General features: G+C 71.8%; 13 protein-coding genes and 2 pseudogenes. 6 read left to right on the forward strand and 9 right to left on the reverse strand.

The features are described from left to right. Positions 1-98: 98 nt before the first annotated feature. A pseudogene (locus tag QNO09_RS36255) lies at positions 99-536 on the reverse strand (ATP-binding protein); the annotation flags it as partial. A 236-nt stretch (positions 537-772) separates the two neighbouring features. On the opposite strand from QNO09_RS36255, the gene QNO09_RS36260 reads away from it, so the two are divergent. Together QNO09_RS36260 and QNO09_RS36265 are read left to right on the forward strand one after the other, a co-directional pair. Beyond that, positions 773-1279 (forward strand): MarR family winged helix-turn-helix transcriptional regulator, encoded by a 507-nt coding sequence (locus QNO09_RS36260; protein ID WP_283974493.1) that lies wholly within the window; start codon positions 773-775, stop codon positions 1277-1279. 440 nt (positions 1280-1719) lie between these two features. Then, positions 1720-3183: a polysaccharide deacetylase family protein gene (locus QNO09_RS36265; protein ID WP_283974494.1), complete on the forward strand. Its 1464-nt coding sequence runs from the start codon at positions 1720-1722 to the stop codon at positions 3181-3183. 35 nt (positions 3184-3218) lie between these two features. Here QNO09_RS36265 and QNO09_RS36270 read toward each other — a convergent pair whose 3' ends face one another. Beyond that, complete coding sequence (locus QNO09_RS36270) at positions 3219-3743, reverse strand: CGNR zinc finger domain-containing protein (RefSeq protein ID WP_283974495.1); 525 nt, start codon at positions 3741-3743, stop codon at positions 3219-3221. 25 nt (positions 3744-3768) lie between these two features. Here QNO09_RS36270 and QNO09_RS36275 point away from each other — a divergent pair, with 25 nt between their 5' ends. After that, positions 3769-3984 (forward strand): hypothetical protein, encoded by a 216-nt coding sequence (locus tag QNO09_RS36275; protein ID WP_283974496.1) that lies wholly within the window; start codon positions 3769-3771, stop codon positions 3982-3984. Continuing rightward, complete coding sequence (locus QNO09_RS36280) at positions 3972-4610, forward strand: LysE family translocator (protein ID WP_283974497.1); 639 nt, start codon at positions 3972-3974, stop codon at positions 4608-4610. Before QNO09_RS36275 ends, QNO09_RS36280 begins: the two co-directional genes overlap by 13 nt. A gap of 366 nt (positions 4611-4976) precedes the next feature. Here the strand turns inward: QNO09_RS36280 and QNO09_RS36285 are convergent, their stop codons facing one another. After that, positions 4977-5474 carry a Rossmann-fold NAD(P)-binding domain-containing protein gene (locus tag QNO09_RS36285; protein ID WP_283974498.1) on the reverse strand — a complete coding sequence of 166 codons (498 nt, stop codon included), beginning with the start codon at positions 5472-5474 and terminating at the stop codon, positions 4977-4979. Positions 5475-5956: 482 nt separating this feature from the next. Here QNO09_RS36285 and QNO09_RS36290 point away from each other — a divergent pair, with 482 nt between their 5' ends. Beyond that, the gene (locus tag QNO09_RS36290; RefSeq protein WP_283974499.1) at positions 5957-6223 is read left to right on the forward strand and encodes a hypothetical protein; all 267 of its coding nucleotides are present in this window, start codon (positions 5957-5959) and stop codon (positions 6221-6223) included. Positions 6224-7220: 997 nt separating this feature from the next. On the opposite strand, the gene QNO09_RS36295 is transcribed toward QNO09_RS36290, so the two are convergent. Then, complete coding sequence (locus QNO09_RS36295) at positions 7221-7376, reverse strand: hypothetical protein (protein ID WP_010059700.1); 156 nt, start codon at positions 7374-7376, stop codon at positions 7221-7223. Positions 7377-7548: 172 nt separating this feature from the next. On the opposite strand from QNO09_RS36295, the pseudogene QNO09_RS36300 reads away from it, so the two are divergent. Then, positions 7549-7965, forward strand: a pseudogene (locus QNO09_RS36300) (CobW C-terminal domain-containing protein); the annotation flags it as partial. A gap of 240 nt (positions 7966-8205) precedes the next feature. Here QNO09_RS36300 and QNO09_RS36305 read toward each other — a convergent pair. The 5 genes from QNO09_RS36305 to QNO09_RS36325 form a co-directional block, all read right to left on the reverse strand. Continuing rightward, entirely contained in the window at positions 8206-8517 is a 312-nt protein-coding gene (locus QNO09_RS36305; RefSeq protein WP_283974500.1) for a transposase, read from the reverse strand. 393 nt (positions 8518-8910) lie between these two features. After that, the gene (locus QNO09_RS36310; RefSeq protein ID WP_283974501.1) at positions 8911-10572 is read right to left on the reverse strand and encodes a phytoene desaturase family protein; all 1662 of its coding nucleotides are present in this window, start codon (positions 10570-10572) and stop codon (positions 8911-8913) included. 340 nt (positions 10573-10912) lie between these two features. After that, complete coding sequence (locus tag QNO09_RS36315) at positions 10913-12667, reverse strand: class I adenylate-forming enzyme family protein (RefSeq protein WP_283974502.1); 1755 nt, start codon at positions 12665-12667, stop codon at positions 10913-10915. After that, entirely contained in the window at positions 12664-14487 is a 1824-nt protein-coding gene (locus tag QNO09_RS36320; RefSeq protein ID WP_283974503.1) for a CoA transferase, read from the reverse strand. Before QNO09_RS36320 ends, QNO09_RS36315 begins: the two co-directional genes overlap by 4 nt. Beyond that, positions 14484-15305, reverse strand: a complete 822-nt coding sequence (locus QNO09_RS36325) for a class I SAM-dependent methyltransferase (RefSeq protein ID WP_283974504.1) — start codon at positions 15303-15305, stop codon at positions 14484-14486. The genes QNO09_RS36320 and QNO09_RS36325 overlap by 4 nt, the downstream gene beginning before the upstream one ends. Positions 15306-15490: the final 185 nt, after the last annotated feature.

The raw sequence follows: 15490 nt of genomic DNA on the forward strand, positions 1-15490 counted from the left end.
CGCCACGACGGGATGTCCCCTCGCCGCACACCTGCGGACATCCCGGCAGGCCCGGCCGCCGTGCGGCCCCGACGGACGGCGACGAGCACCGTCCCCTCTCAGTATCGTTCCCGCCTCGCGGGCGCCAGCTCCTGCTCGGCCCACAGGCACTTGCCCTCCTCCAGGTAGCGGGCGCCCCAGCGGCGGCAGAGCGCGGCGACCAAATAGAGCCCTCGTCCTCCCTCATCCGTGTACGTGGCACGCCGGATGCGCGGGGTCGTCAGACTGCCGTCGTACACCTCGCAGATGAGCGACCGGCTGCGGAGCAGGCGCAGCCGCAGAGGTCCCTTGGCGTGCCGGATCGCGTTGCCGACCAGCTCGCTCACGACGAGCTCGGTGGCGGCCTCCAGATCGCCCAGGTCCCAGACGGCCAGTTGGTGGCGGACATGCTCGCGGGCCTGGGCCGCGGCCCGGGGATCCTCGGCGAGGGGCCACGACGCGACGTCGGTGGCGGCGGTCGGGCGCGTGTGAGCGATGAGCAGTGCGGCGTCGTCGTCCCGCCTCGCCTCGTCACCGTGCGGCCCATCTCCGGCTCCGGAAAGCCGGGAACGTACATGTCGGTGGCGAGCGGGGCCACCGCGGTCAGCGCACCGAGCAGCGCGATCAGCACACCGGGTCCGCCGGGGCGGCGCGGCGAGGGTCGGGGCCTGGGACACCGATTCGGAACTCCTGGTGGTTACCATGGATCAACACAGTAAATGATTTGTATACTGGTTAACAATTGGCGGAAACAATGACTTCCCCCTCGGCTCCCGTCGACTTCCGCGCGATGTGGACCGCCGCGCGCCCTGATCTCGACACCTCCCCCATGGACATCGTGGGCCCCATCAAGCGCATCGAGGCCATGCTGACCACCGCCCTGGAGCCGTTGTACGAGGGCGCCCCGCTGACCGCACCGGAGCTCGACGCCCTCGTACAACTCCGGCACGCCCAGAGTCCGGTGATCGCCCGTCGGCTCGCCGAAACCCTGGGATGTTCCCGCGCGGCCGTCAGCAAGACGCTGGCCAAGCTGGAGAAGCGCGGCTTCGTCGAACGCCGTCCGAGCCCTGCCGACCGGCGCGCCGCACTGGTCACCGTCACACCGGCGGGATGCGACGCGATCGACACGATGTTCCCCCGGCAGCTGGCGACGGAGGCCGAGTTGCTCGACAGCCTCGGTGCGGAGCGCGAGCGGGTGGTGGAGGCGCTGAACCTGCTGGAGAAGGCCCTTCAGCAGCGGGTGGCGAGGCAACGGGCCTGACCCCAGCGGCCGGCGGGCCTCGACGCGTCGAAGTCGCGCGTCACCCTGGCCCTGGTCAACCCCGGGCCTCCTGCTCGTGGCCCCGGCACCTGCCGCGCCGGGACCACGGCAGCGGGCGCCCGACCTCGGCCTCGACGGCGATCAGCGCCTCCTGGTGCCAGCCCGCCCGCTCGAGCCGTCCTCGTGCAGCTCCTTTCGCTTCCCCAAGTCGTGGAGCCTGCCGCCACATGCGCAGAGCGCGGCCGGAGAGAGAGTGGTCACATTCGGGCCGGCGGAGGGCTACGGGGATTGCGGAAGATCGACCGAAAACATAGCTTGACCCGGCGAAAAGAAGGCCCTTGCCCTGCAAGGAATCGCAGCGGGACGCCGCAGCGCAGTGACAGCTCGCGTGCCGCACACTCCGACCCGCGCCCCGGCTCCTCACGCACCCAGGTTCCTGCATGCCCAGACGCACCCTCGCCCCTGTCCTCCTCCTGCTCGGCTCGCTCGCCCTGACGGCCGCCTGCTCCACCGGCTCGACACCGGCGGACTCCGCGCCGTCCCCGGACGGCCCGTCCCGGACCCGAGGGAACGACACCGGCAGCCAAGTCGATCTGACCAAGCTCAAGGGCGTCAACATCGTCAACGACAGCAGCACCGACCCCTCATGCCCCTGGGCCACGAGCTACCCGGACGTCCCCGGCGCCGACAGGATGACGACCGCGATGAAGAAGGACGTGGAGGGACGCCTCGCGGTCTTCCTCGGCACGGACATCGGCGGCCCGCCGAGCTGCGGCGGCTCGGCCGGGACAGACGGCCCGGAGGGCCCCGAGCTGAACGTCAGCTTCTCGTTCCTCGTGGCCTCCGGCGACGTACTGGGCGTCCGGCTGGGGACGGTCGACCGTACGTCGAACGCGGACGGCCTGGCCACCAGGGCGTACTGGTACGACGGTGCCGCCAAGAAGTACCGGCCCTCCCCCGGCTTCATCGCGGACGGCTCCTGGGACGCCTTCGTCTCGGCCCTGAAGAAGCGCCTGGAGAAACGGGAGGGGGTCACCCCCGACACCGTCGAGGCCCTCGACGACCAGGAGAGCCGCGACGCCTACCTGGACGACATGGCCTTCACCACCGACGGTGATCTCAAGGTGGACTTCGACCGAGGCACGGTCGGCCTCCCCCCGGCCGGCCGCATCTCCGTCACCCTCCCCAGGGCGACCGTCACCCCATGGCTGTCCGACTTCGGCAGCCGCGCCGAGCGGCAGACCACCGACCCGGACGACAAGCTCGACCTCGGTGCCGCCCACACACCCGCCCCGCCCGTCGCCGCCCAGCCGGACCCAGGGGAAGACACCACGGACTGCTCCAAGGCCAAGTGCATCGCCCTGACCTTCGACGACGGCCCCGCCGCCCCCGAGACGGGAACGCTGCTCAAGCACCTCGCCCAGTACAAGGCGCGGGCCACCTTCTTCGTCGTCGGCCAGAACGTCGCCACCCACCCGGACATCGTCCGCGCCGAGATGAAGTCCGGCCACGAGATCGCCAACCACTCCTGGAACCACCCGGTGCTCACCAACCTCACCCCCGCCCAGATCCGCTCCCAGCTGCAGCGCACCAACGCGGCGATCAAGGCCGCCACGGGCAAGGAACCCACGCTGTTCCGCCCGCCGTACGGCGCGATCGACGGCAAGGTCCGGGCGGCCACCAGCCTCTCCCCCGTCCTGTGGGACATGGACACCCTGGACTGGAAGACCCACGACCCCGCCAAGGTCGCCCAGACTGTCATCTCCCAGGCCGAACCCAACGACGTCGTCCTGATCCACGACATCCACCCCACCTCGGTCGCCGCCGTGCCGCAGATCCTGCGCACCCTCACCTCCCGCGGCTACCATTTCGTCACGGTCAGCCACCTGCGCGCGACTCTCTGAGCGCCGGCGGGCACGGCACGGTGAGGTGGACGGCCCTACCGCTGCTGCTTGCGGTCGCGATGCGCGGACACGTGGACCCGGGTGGCGCACAGGCGTGAGCAGTAGGTGCGGCGGCCGTTGCGGGAGACGTCGACGAAGACGGCGCGGCAGCCTGGTGCCGAGCACCGCCCGAGACGGCAGGGATCGGTCTCGGTGAGGACCAAGGCGAGCCCGGCCGCGGTAACGGCCCGCACGCGCGTGACGACGTCGGCGTTCTCGTCGGCGTAGTGCAGGTGGGGCGGCTGGCCGTCGTGGGTGGACACGTAGGGGCGGGCCGCCGCATCGGTCAGCAGGCGGTTGACGGCATGGACCTGCTCGGGCGTGGTGGGGGCCGCGAACGCCTCCCACAGGCGCGGGCGCCAGGCCAGCAGCCGCTGGAGCTGCTCGCCGGTCAGACGGGGGCGCGCCACCCGGTGCTCGGCCAGCAGCGTCTCGACCGTCGCGGTGTCGCACCGGTCGTCCAGGTTGGCCAGGGTCGCCGCCAGCAGGGCCGCGTTGCCGCCGTAAGCGTTGAAATGCATTTACTCATTGCATCACGCTCACGGCGTGACTTCATGCCTCTTCCTCACCTTGTCGAAGCACTCGACCTCCCTGGGCTGGGTGCGCTACCAGCGCTGCGCCTGCGGCCGCCCCCGTGTGCTGCTGGCCGGGGATGTCCTCAAGGACGGCCCTGCGCCGCCCCGCGGACCGTCACCTCAAGAGCCGGTGACGGTGACGGTCGGACGGGCAGCCGGTGGCGGTGAGCCGGCGTGCCAGGGCTGAGCTGGGCCCAGCTGGGCTCCTTCGTCGCGCTGTGCCTGGTCCTGGCGGCGACTCCGGGCGCCAATCTCACGGTCGTGCTCGGCTGCGCGCGACAGGGCGGTCAGCGTGCCGCGGTCGCCGCCACGGTCGGCTTGACGCTCGGCAAGGTCTTCTGGGCGGCAGGCTCCGTCCTCGGGCTCGCCACGCTGCTGGCGACCTCGCGCGTGGCCTACGACACACTCCGCCTCGCGGGCGCGGCATACCTGATCTGGCTGGGCGTGCAGGCCCTACGCTCGGCCCGGCGCAGGCCAGCGGTTCAGCCGCCCGACGGTCTCGTCCCCGGGCTGTCCGCGCTCGGCGGGTTCCGCCGCGGTCTGATCGGCGACCTGCTCAACCCCAAGGTGGGAATCTTCTACACCACCGTCTTCCCCCAGTTCATCGGACCGGACGATGCGGTCGTCCCGGCGGCCTCTACCCTGCTCGCCGCTCACACCGCGGTGCTCATGACGTGGTATCCGGGGATGAGTTATCTGCTGACCCGGGTGGGCCGCCGGCTCGCGAACCCTGGAGTCTCGGCGGTGTTCGACGGGGTCATGGGTTCCGCACTCATCGGGCTCGGCATCCGACTGGCGATCGTTCCGCTCTGAATCGATGGCGATCTGGGGACGCCTCTCGGCAACACGGGCCCGCACCATCGGACAGGTCACCACCTCCACTCCGTGTGCCGACAGCCGTGTTCGTCGCCTGACGGTCGACGCATGCACGACGCCTTGCTCCAGCTCGTCCATGGCATGACCCTCGCCCGCCAAACCCGGCATTCTGAAGGCGTCCCATGGCGCACTCAGCAGCCCTGGGGGTGAGGCGGCTTCCTTCCACTGTCGGTTTGACGGGTGCGGTCACGTAGATGGCCTCACCTGGACGCTAGCGAAGGCGGGACGGCGCATGCGCCAGGCGCGTCACGGTGCCTGGCCCGGAGGGCGGGGTCTCACCCACCGCGTGCAGGTGGCCCGGGATCACAACCCGACGTCGGCCAGCCACTGGCTCGTGGCCCGAGGGGTGACGTCCAGCAGCTTCTGGGCGGAGGTCTCCGGCGCGATCGAGCGGTCCGGCATGGCACTCATCGCCTGGTAGGCCCCCGCGATATCGGCAGCCGCGTCCTCCCCGATCAGAGGCGCGACCGAGGTACGGAACTCCTCAGGGGTGATCGGCTCGAAGAGAACGTCCCGGCCCAGCCTGGCGCCGAACGCCTCGGCCAGATCCGGCCCCGTGATCGCCGGGTACTGTCCGACAGAGACCACACCGGTGACGTCCAGGCGCTCGAACAGGGCGACGGCGGCGTCGGCGATGTCCAGGTGGGACGCCCAGGAGACGGGGAAGTCGGCCCGGATCGGGTAGGGCAGAACACCGCGCTCACGGACCGAGTCGATGACGTAGGGCATGAGCAGGTTCTCCAGGTACAGCTCGGGTGCGATCAGTTCTAGCCGTCGATGTCGGCGGCGCGGGCTCAGCATGCGGCAGAAAACGAAGACGGGGCGGCGTACACCGGACTTACAGATGTTGGCAGGCTCACCCGACCATGAACAGCCCGCGCGCGGGACCTCCGTGCGCCCAGCACACCGCACCGGCCTGGGCCAGGCTACGCCGCGGACCACGGTCGGCCACAGCCTCGCCGGGTCCAACGGCGCCTGGGCGGTCGCGTGCACGCGGTCCGCGCAGCCCCGGAGCAACAGGCAGTGTCGCAGACGCCCCCATAGGCGTTGGGCTTTGCGGGAGCGAAGGATGGGTCCCGGTTGGTCGCGAAGAGTTCCCGTATCACATGGTGTGCATCGGCCATAGGAGTCGTGTCGTCGCCGCGTCCTTGCTTCGGGTGCTCGAGAGAGGAGAACCCGAGTGCAACGGTGCCCACGACGGACACTGAAACCCACCTACTCAAAAGCCCCGCCGGGCCGCACCCCGCGGGCCTTCTCGTCACAGACGCCCCTATAACGCGGGGGTGCGGGCGATCGACCAGGCCGTCGACGGCCTGGTCCGCGGCGAGGCCGCCTGGGCCGCCTGCGACCTGGCGAAGCGACGGAAGCTGCTCGAGCAGATGCAGGCAGCCACCGCCGAAGCGGCCGAGGCGTGGGTGCGCGCGGCCGTCGTCTACAAGCGGCTGCCCGGCGACAGTCCGCTGCTCGACAAGCCGGCCACCAGCGAACTGGGCGGGGTCTCCCCCACGATCGTGCTGCCGGGCGGCTGGTCCGAGGCGGACCTGCGCTAACAGGCCGAGCACATCGCCACCCAGAAGCTGCACAGCAACGGCTACAACTGCGTAGCGAGCCGGGCGGTCGTCGTCAGTGCCGATTGGGCGCGGAAGGACCGCTTCCTGGCCCACCTGCGAGCCGCGCTGGCCGACGCACCCGCTCGCCCCCCGCACTACCCCGGCAGCGACGACCGGGGCGCCCACGCCCTCGACACGTACGGCGACGACGCCGAACGGCTCGGAGCAGGCCGCGTGCTGATCACAGGTCTCGCCCCGGCGGAACCCGGACCAGCTCTGACCACGGAGCACTTCGCCCCCGTCCTCGCCGTGCTGAAACTCCCCGGTGACCCGCGCCAGTTCCTCGCCGAGGCGGTCCGCACCACGAACGAGGAGTTCGCCGGCACCCTCGGCGTGAACCTCATCGCGCATCCGAGCACGATGGCCGTGCTCAGCCCCGCGCTGGACGAAGCTGTCTCCGAACTCTGCTACGGCACCATTGCGTTGAACGCCTGGATCGGCGTCGGCCGTCTCACCGCAACCACAACCGCCTCCTGGGATGCTTTCCCGGGGCACACCCCCGACGACGTGCAGAGCGGCATCGGCGTCGTGCACAACGCGCTCCTCCTGGACGGGCCCGAGCGCACCGTGGTCCGGAGCCCGTTCCACCCTGCGCCCCAGGCGCTCCTGCACGGGGTTCAGCTTGATCGGGCGGGCACTCTGGGTACCGATGCAGCACGCCCGTCACTTCCTGACCGAAGCGGCAGCATCCGCCTCACCCCGCAGCCAGGCTCTGCGCTCGACGACCGGCGGGCAGGGCCCGGCTCAGGGCAAACCCATCGCCAACGAGACAGGGCGGGGTCGGCGCCTGGCCCCGCCCACGGGGTTCCCAACTGTCTCTCTGGACGGGCTCTCACCTCGCCCGGCCTCGAGTGGTCCAGAAGCTCCTCACGGTCTTTCCGACGAGGAAGTCATGGACACGTCACTCGTCGCAGAGAGTTGGTGAGGCGCCCTGACTTTAGAAGAAGTGCTTGCGTCCACCGACCGCGCGACCGGTCGCACCCAGGATCCACAGGATGGCGCCAACCAGAATGAGGATGCCACCGATCGTCGTCAGCAGACCCATGCCGACAAGCAGGCCGATGATCAGCAGAATAAGCCCGAGAATGATCATTTTAAACCCAATCGTCAATTCCGGCTCATGCGCGTGTGCGTATGAGCTTCACCAGGGGCCTGAGTTCGTCCCTTAGTGGGTAGATCCCGACCAGCTCCGAAGGCCAGGACCTCGGTGCGATAGCCCTTGTGCCCGGCGACACGGTGTTCACACCCTCCTTCGAAACTTCGTTCAGTACGCCATCTCCTCGACCGTCCTCTGCTCCGGAAGGTCCTTCCACCCCGGACGGTTTGGACGTTGGTGACGGAGACATCGGGCAGCGGCGCCTACGGGCAGGTCCTCAGGTCCAAGGGCTTCTTCACCCTCGCCAGCCGGCCCTGGATGTGCCGGGACTGTGGCGCAGGCCGGTTCGGTGGCTCGCTTCGACCCTTCCTCTGCTCGTGACACCGCCAGCCCTTATGCGCAGGAACTCGTCTTCATCGGCACCCAGATGGACGCGGAACTGCTGCGGGCCGACCTGAACGGCTGCCTCATGCAGGAAGGCGTAGCTCTGCCCGCTTCCGATCCCTTCCCTGCCTGGGACACCTACGGCTCCTGCGAGAGCTGCGCGCATGAGCACGACTCCCTCACCACGGTGACGGGGCACTGAAACTCCGGGTCGGTCGGTGGTCGCAGCCACGGCGGAGCTTCAATGGTCCCTGACACGAGACCTTTCGGGCGCCAGCCCCGCCCTGCCTCCCCGCGGGGTTCCGTCGTCTCACGGCTGCAATGTCGACAGCGGATGCGATCGCAAATCCGTCGTCCCCACAAGCAACGCAGGAACCTGACTGAGCGAGGAGCCGAACGCGTCTTGTGCGCCAGCGCGTTCGACCTCACGGCGAAGCCGCCCCTATAACGGGGGGACGCTGGATACCGTCCTGACCAGGTTGAAGACCTCTCGGGCGGCATATCGCTTGAGGCATCGGATGATCTCACGTCGGGTCTTGCCCCCCTGGGTGCGGCGCTCGTAGTACGCCTGGGTGCGCGGGTCGTGGCGCAGGCGGGTGAACACGATGCGGTGCAGGGCAGCGTCGGCCTGGCGGTCGCCGCCATGGTTGAGACGACGCGAGGTCCGGCGGCCCGAGGAGTACTCGATGGGACTGACTCCGCACAGAGCGGCGAAGGACGCCTCGGTGCTCAGCCGCTCGGGGTTGTCTCCCATGGTGATCAGGAGTGTGACGGCGCTGTCCGGGCCGATGCCCACCGGTATGAGCAGTTGCGGGGCGTGGCGTTCGACGAGCCGGGTCAGGCGCTGATTCAGCTCATCGTCTGCCCGGTGAGCTGCTCGATGCGCTGGGCCAGCAGACTCAGGGTAATGCGGGTGGCCTGGGCCACGGCCTCCTCATCGCCCCCTGCGTCGTCGCCGTCGCGCGGGCTAACAGGTCATCTCATTTGGCGTGTTCGACAACCTGTCGGTGTGGGGATCGTCGAGCGGCTGGTGCCGGATGAGCTGTGGGAGTCATTCCAGCGGGTGGTGCCGGAGGCGCCGACCCGTCCGCAAGGTGGAGGCCGGAGTCGGCACGGTGACCGCGAAGTGCTGGCGCCTGCACCGCCGCTACGAACGCAAAGCCAGCCACTTTCTGGCCTCCGTGCCGCGCGGCCCCAACGACGCACGCAACAACCCTGCCCACAGGCGGGCCCGACCGGCCCGGTCCAGGGCCTCGTGGGCGGCCAGCAGGCCGCTGGTGACCGCGCCGAGGAAGCCGCCGGCCAGGCAGTCCTGGCCCGAGAGGTACAGGCCCTTGACCTCGGTTCGTGGGCGCAGCCAGTCCGCCAGGCCGGGGCGGTGGCCGTCGCCGAAGCCGGCCACGTCCTTGGCCAGCCCGTACAAGCTGCCGCCGGGCCAGCCGGCGAAGTGCTCGGCCGTCAGCGGGGTGCCGAGCTCGTGGTAGGCCACCCGGCCTGTGGTGCGGGGCAGCTGGCGGTGGAGTTGGTCAAGGAGCTGTGCGGTGAGCTCGGCTTTCAGGGCCAGATAGGCGGGGTCCCGGTGTCGCCATCGTGAGCCGTGGAATGGCTCGAACAGCTCTGGCCGTACGTAGGTCAGGATCTCTCCGGTCGACCGTCCGGGGTGCCGTGCGGTCCAGGTCGGGTCCTTGGCGCAGGAGAACGAGAAGAAATAGCCGCTGGTCCGCCCGCCCGTGCCGTCGAAGAGGGCGTCGCAGTCCTCGTCGGTCACCATCAGGTTGTGCCGCGGCAGCCCGAGTTCCGCGGGGTCACCGTCCAGTCCGAGGAAGAGCACCACGAACGGGAATCCGCGCCGCATGCCATCCAACCGGTCTGCGCTGCGGTCGGGTTGGCGTGGCAGCAGGGTGCGGTACGTGTTCTGGGCGCCTGCCGCGCTCACCACCACCGGAGCCCGCACGCGGGTGCCGTTCGCCAGCACCACGCCCGTCGCGCGCGACCCGTCCAGCTCGATCCGGGCCACCGGCGCCCGCACGAAGACCTCGCCGCCGGCGGCGCGGATCGGTTCGAGCATCGCGCGTGCGATCGCGGCACTGCCACCCACCGGGTACCAGGCGCCGGTCCGGAAGTGCTCGAACAGCACCGCGAGGAGGAAGAACGGCAGCCTCGCCGTGGAGTCGGCCAGCAGCAGCGCGCTCGGGGTGAGCACAGCCTGCCGCAGCCTCTCGTCGCGAACCAGCCCTTCCACCACGTCCCGGGCCGGCCGCAGCGCCTGGGGCGGCACGGCCGTCGCCCGCAGGACCCGGGCCAGCCGCCGCACCACCGGGCCTGTCAGCCGTCCCAGTGCGAGCGCGGGCAGGACCGCCCGGCACCGCCCGATCAGCCCGAACAGCGCCTCGATGCCCGCTCGTTCGGCCGGGAAGCGCGCGATCAGACCGGACCGATAGGCCGAGAAGCCGACCGGCGCCCGGTACACCTCCCCCGCCAGGCGGTACTCGTCGTACGGGTCCCCCAGCGGGGCCCATTGCAGAGTGCCACCGGTCAGATAATCCGAGAGGACACGGACCGGCTCTCGCTCCGTCAGCTGTCCCACGTAGTGGATTCCGACGTCCCACTCCCAGCCGCGCCGCCGGTAAGCGTGGGTGTAGCCGCCCGCGGTGTAGTGCTGCTCGAACACCGCCACCCGCCGGCCCTGGCGCGCCAGGCATACCGCGGTGGTCAGCCCGCCGGCCCCGGAGCCGACCACCGCCGCGTCGTACTCGTCCGTCAGCCCGCCCGCCGCCAACGGCCGGCCCACCAACACGCGCCCCGTCACAGCCACCACCTTCGCTGCAGTTCTACATGCCTACATACACCGGGTGAAACGAGCTGTTCACCCCCAGTCACGCAACCGCATCGCTGCGGACCACGACCTGTGGCTGGCCGAGGCATCCGGCTCGAGCCATGGCCGTGACGAGCACGGTGCCGGCCATGTGGAGCCACGCACGCGGTGGTGCTCGCGGAAAGCCGCCGACCCCAGCACCTCGCCGTGTACGCGCTGGTGCTCGCGCGGTATCTGGCCTCCTTGACGGTGGTGTGCATCCCACCTGCCGAGAAGTCCCCCCACGACGACGGTGTCTGCGCTGCCGGGGTCTCCCATCCCCGGGAAGCCTCCCTTACGCCGGCTCCACAGGTGGCAATCTGAGGGATCTGCCCCGGCTGCTCTCCTCAGCCTCGCGAGCGCCCTGCGGTCCTTCCCGAGCTGAGCGCGCGGTCGCTCGGGACATCAGGGTGCGGTAGCAGACCTTCCCGCTGTGGCCGAGGGGCATCTCGTCCACCACCAGGAGACGTTCGGGGTGTTTCCGGCGGGCCAGGCCACGGCCCTCCAAGTGGGTCGTGAGGTCGGACAGCGTGAGAACGGGTGTGCCCGGGACCGGGCGGATGCAGGCGCACAGTCGTTCCCCGAGGTCCGGATCGGGCACCGGGACGCAGACCGCCTCGGCCACCGCTGGATGGGTGCCCAGTTCGTGTTCGACCTCGGCGAGACTGATGTTGAGACCGCCGCGCACGGCGATGCGTTTGAGCCGGCCCAGGACGTGCAGCCTTCCGCGCTCGTCCAGCCGACCGAGGTCGCCCGAGCGCACCCAGCCGTCGGAGGTGCGGTAACGGGTGTCCAGTTCAGGCGCGTTGACGTAGCACAGCGGCGTCATGGGACCCAGGGCCTCGATCTGACCGGTCCGCCCGGTGGGGAGCGGCGCGCCGTCGGGTCCGGTGATCCGGATGCGGGCCACCGCGGGGTCCGGAGTGCCGACGCTGTCGCCCGGCGGGTGGCGTTCTCCGGCCGTGTGGCAGTTCACGCCGTCCGACGAGCCGTACACGGTCACCACCGGGCGGCCGAACCGTTCACGGCATGCCTGGGCGGTGGCCGCCGGCAGAGGGGCGCCGCTGGAGACGACGGCACGCAACGACGATGTGTCCTCGTCCGGCCGCGCCGGGAGGTCGGCGATGCGCCGGAGCATGGTGGGCACCGCGAAGAGGTGGGTGGGACGATGTTCGGCGACCGTCCGCAGCGCTCCGGCCGGGTCGAAGGCCGACTGCACGATGAGGGTGCCGCCGAGGGCGGCGAGGGTGACCGGTGTGCCCAGGGAACCGAAAGAGGAGGCCAGCGGGACGAGGACCAGGTGGCGTGGCGGCACCGTGGTGTCGGGGTGCAGGCTCCCGACGTACCGGGTACGGCCACCGGCAAGGGCGTGATGGCTGTACGCCACCATCTTCGGCTCGGCTTCCGAACCGGACGACACCAGGATGCGGGCGGGCCCGTACGGGTCGGCCCGCCGCGGCCGCCAGGGCCGGGCCGGAGTCGGCAAGGAGTGCAGCCCGTGCGTCCGTCCGTCACCCGGGCCGGGGGCGAACACGGTGCGCAGGTGCGGAAGATCCGCGACGGCCTGTGCCCGACAGGCCGATGTGAGGACGGCGCCGCGGGCCCGCGAGCGGGCGAGCAGCGCCCGGACGTCCCGGTCGTCGCCGCCCGGGGGGATCGGGAGGGCCACCGAGCCGATCGCGTAGACGGCGAGTTCCGCGGCCACGGCGTCGCGTCCGTTGGGCAGCAGGAGCGCCACCACGTCCCTGTCTCCCAGGTCCTCCTGGGCGAACAGGGCGGCGATCCGGCGGACTTCGGCGTCCAGCGCCGCGTAGGACAGCACTCCGGCGTCGTCCACCAGCGCCTGGCGGTCCGGATGTTCGCGGACCCGGCCGGTGAACAGTGCGTAGAGGTCGGTGTCCGGGCACAGGCCCGCCGTCACCCAGGCACGTCGTCGGGCGCGGGGCACCAGATCCGGGAAGCGCACTCCGGCGCGTGAGGTCCACACCGGCTGCCCGCCCCGGCTCGCGGACGGGGCAATACGGTGCCGGGTCGCGGGGGCAGCTGTCATGCGAACTCCCAGGGAGCGTACGGGCGTGCGTGGCCGGTGGACGGATCAGGGGGTGCGACGGCCGCCCGGAAGGCCGGATCGCGGGCCAGAGCCGCCAGGTCGGTGAGTACGGGGGTCGCGGTCAGACCGGCCTCGGCCAGTCGAACCGTCCACTCCTCCGTGGTGCGGCGGGCGAAGCGGGCCGCGAGGTCCTCGGCGGCCATGGGGCCGACGCCGTCCACCACGCGGAGCACCGCCTCGGGGCACGCCCGGGCCTCGGGACCGAGGTACAGATCGCCGTCCGCTGTGCGCAGCGGCCGGTCCAGCGCCGTCCAGCGGACCCTGTGCGCGGAACGGGGGACGAGAGCGGCCGCCGAGACCAGGGAGGAGTCGACACGGCTGCCCCGGCCCGTCGCCTCCCGAGCGGCCAACGCGGCCAGCACCCCCTGGGCGCACACCAGCCCACCGAGCACGTCGGTGAGGGTCATCAAGGAGGGGGCCGGGGGCTGGTCCGCCGGCCGTACCGCCGCGGCGAGGCCGCTGTGCACCTGGGCGAGGTAGTCGGTGCCCAGGGGCGGCGGCCGGTCGCCGAAGGCGTCCCCGAAGCCGGATGCCCAGGCGTACACCAGGGCGGGGTGGTCGGGCAGCAGGTCGGACGCGTCCAGGCCGAGCCGCGCGGCCTTTCCGGGGGCCCAGTTGTGCAGGAAGACGTCGGCCGCGGCGGCCAGCGCGCGAACCATGTCCCGGCCCGGCGCGGTGGTGAGGTCGGCCTCGACCACCGGCTTGCCCGCGTTGAGAGCCGAGAACCGGGCCGAGCAGTCCCCCGCCAGCGGAGGGAGCCAGCGCATCGGGTCGCCGCCGGGCGGTTCGATCCGGACCACCGCGGCACCCAGCATCCGCAGGACGTGCCCGGCGAGCGGGCCCTGCACCCTGCGGGTGGACTCCACCACCCGCAGGCCCGTCAGCGGCAGGACGGCACCGGAGAGCGGGACGGCCGGGCGTGGGCCGGGCACGGCGGTGTCTTGGTGCCCCCGGGCCCTGGGGAAAGGTGCCGGTCCCGGAGTGAGGCACCAGGCGGCCGGGCGGACCGCGGGGGCCGGGTCGGAGCCGACGGTGAGGAGGCTGACGCCGGTATGGTGCGTGGCGGCCCGCAGCTCCGCCAGCGTGCGGCGGCGGGCGGCCTGGCGCAGTTCGTCGGGCAGTGGGCAGACGGCGGTGGCGAACCGCTGCTGGAAGGGCAGCCAGCCGCGGCCGGCGAGCGCGGGGGCCACGCCGAGCCGGGCCCAGAACTCCCGCCACGCCAGGGGGTCGAGGGTCTCGACCTCTACTCGGGCGTCGTCGGACGTCTCCAGGGTCGCCAGACCGCCCGTCGGCAGCGCGTCCGGTCCGGCCGTCGGCGGGTGTGGCGCATCCGGCTCGGGAGAAGCGGAGTGGTCGCGGGCCGTCGCGGCGGCGAGGTACTGGCCGACCGCCAGCAGCGCCCCCTGCGCCACAGAGGTCCGCACCTCGCGCAGGTCCAGGCCGCGGGCCCGCGCGACGCGCAGAGCGGTGACGCCCTGGGCGGCGAGCACCCCCGCCACCCCCGAGGCGTAGTCGACGGCCAGCGGGAGCGGCCCGCCCGTCGCCCGGCCGTGGACCTGCATGAGACCGCAGGCGGCCTGTACGGCGCGCTCGTCCGGCAGGTCCGCACCGACCGGCCCCGCCCAGTCGACGGTGTACCGCGGCGTATCCCGGCCTGGGCCGCTCGTCTCCGGCAGGTCCCGCGCGGCGTGCCGCAGCAGACGGCCGGCGATCGCGGCAGCGACGTCCGGCCGGGCCGCGGCGCGCAGGTGTGGCGTCACGATCGCCCCCGGCCAGGCCGGCGGCCCTGCACCGAGTACAGGACGCTGGATGCGGCGCGGAAGGACGGGTCCTGCATCAGCCGTCCCACGCGGTCCAGGTCCTCCTGGGTCATGCCCTGTTCCGTCAGCCGGTCCCGGAGGTTGCGGGTGTGGTTCAACTGAAGTCCGAGGCCGGGGTCCTGGGCGTGCCGTACGCCGATGTGGAGGTGGACGTCGATGGCGGTCAGCCCCGCCGCCCGCAGTGCCGCCGGCACCTTGCGTCCCCAGTGCGGATCGCCGCCCGCGGCGCGCAGCGCGCCAGTCTTGGCCCGCAAAAACCGGACATAGAGCGCCTCCGCCTCCGCGTCCGGGGTCAGCAGCGGTGGCTCGTAGGAGGCGTCGAGCTCGTCGATCTGCAGCAGGCCGCCGGGTTTGAGAGAGCGCACCAGCTTGTGCAGGACGGCGTCGCGGGTGGGTAGGTGCTGCAGGACCAGGCGGGCCACCACCAGGTCGTAGGCCGCCTCCGGAAGCGGGTCGCGGGCCACGTCGAGGGCGGCGACCTCCAGGCGCGGGCCGGGTGCCAGGTCGCGCGGGTCGAGGTCGGTGGCGAGCACCGAGCCGCCCGGTGCCACCCGGCCCGCCAGCCAGCGTGCGATGCTGCCGCCGCCGGCGCCGACCTCCAGGCAGTGCCAGCCCGGGCCGACACCGGTGGCCGCCAGGCGGGGCAGGGTCACCGGATCGTAGGCGGCAGCCAGGCAGGAGTGCTGGTCGCGGCTGTGCGCGGTGCCGTTTCTGAAGACCGCGTGGGTGCCCTCCCGGACGGGAGCGGGCTGGGACACGGTGTGGCTCCTCTCGTGAGAACGCTGCCCGGTCGGGCCCGGCGTCGTCAGGTGCGGCCCGGACGGGGCCATGCGGCCGACACCGGCGGGTTCGACACCGTCGGTATGCGCCCGGTGGGCGAACGCCGACCGGGGCGGGAGCCGGCCGCTCCGGCGAGACCTGTCATCGGAGCGGCGCGGACAGC

Source organism: Streptomyces sp. 378 (genome assembly GCF_030124145.1).
Classification (GTDB): Bacteria; Actinomycetota; Actinomycetes; order Streptomycetales; family Streptomycetaceae; genus Streptomyces.

Excerpts from the sequence above, each read along its gene's own strand:
- QNO09_RS36305 (WP_283974500.1), bottom strand. The coding sequence starts at position 8,517 with ATGGGAGACAACCCCGAGCGGCTGAGCACCGAGGCGTCCTTCGCCGCT.
- QNO09_RS36285 (WP_283974498.1), bottom strand. The coding sequence starts at position 5,474 with ATGCTGAGCCCGCGCCGCCGACATCGACGGCTAGAACTGATCGCACCC.
- QNO09_RS36260 (WP_283974493.1), top strand. The coding sequence starts at position 773 with ATGACTTCCCCCTCGGCTCCCGTCGACTTCCGCGCGATGTGGACCGCC.
- QNO09_RS36270 (WP_283974495.1), bottom strand. The coding sequence starts at position 3,743 with ATGCATTTCAACGCTTACGGCGGCAACGCGGCCCTGCTGGCGGCGACC.
- QNO09_RS36295 (WP_010059700.1), bottom strand. The coding sequence starts at position 7,376 with ATGATCATTCTCGGGCTTATTCTGCTGATCATCGGCCTGCTTGTCGGC.
- QNO09_RS36315 (WP_283974502.1), bottom strand. The coding sequence starts at position 12,667 with ATGACAGCTGCCCCCGCGACCCGGCACCGTATTGCCCCGTCCGCGAGC.
- QNO09_RS36265 (WP_283974494.1), top strand. The coding sequence starts at position 1,720 with ATGCCCAGACGCACCCTCGCCCCTGTCCTCCTCCTGCTCGGCTCGCTC.